Consider the following 425-nt stretch of genomic DNA (forward strand, 5'->3'; position numbering starts at 1 on the left):
CGCATCTCGATCATCGACGACATCGCGTATCAAACGAACATGCTGGCGCTCAACGCGGCCATCGAGGCCGCCCGTGCCGGCGAGCATGGCAAGGGCTTTGCCGTGGTGGCCGCCGAGGTGAGGAAACTCGCCGAGCGCAGCCAGGTCGCGGCCAAGGAGATCGGCGATCTGGCCTCCAGTTCGGTCAAGCAAGCGGAAGCGGCAGGCGGCCTGCTGGGGCAGATCGTGCCGGCCATCTCGAAGACCAGCGACTTGGTGCAGGAGATCAACGCCGCCAGCGAGGAGCAGGCCACCGGCATGCAGCAGATCAGCCAGGCCATGGGACAACTCAATGCGGTGACGCAGCAAAACGCCTCGGCCTCGGAAGAACTCGCCGCCACCGCCGAGGAAATGAACGCCCAGGCCCAGCAATTGCAGGACACCGT

General features: G+C 65.4%; 1 protein-coding gene. It reads left to right on the plus strand.

Going from position 1 to position 425, the window contains the following annotated elements:
- A partial coding sequence (locus THIARS_RS18005) for a methyl-accepting chemotaxis protein (protein ID WP_245846006.1) occupies window positions 1–425 on the plus strand: 425 nt, incomplete at both ends.

It is taken from the genome of Thiomonas delicata, assembly GCF_900088825.1.
GTDB lineage: Bacteria > Pseudomonadota > Gammaproteobacteria > Burkholderiales > Burkholderiaceae_C > Thiomonas_A > Thiomonas_A delicata.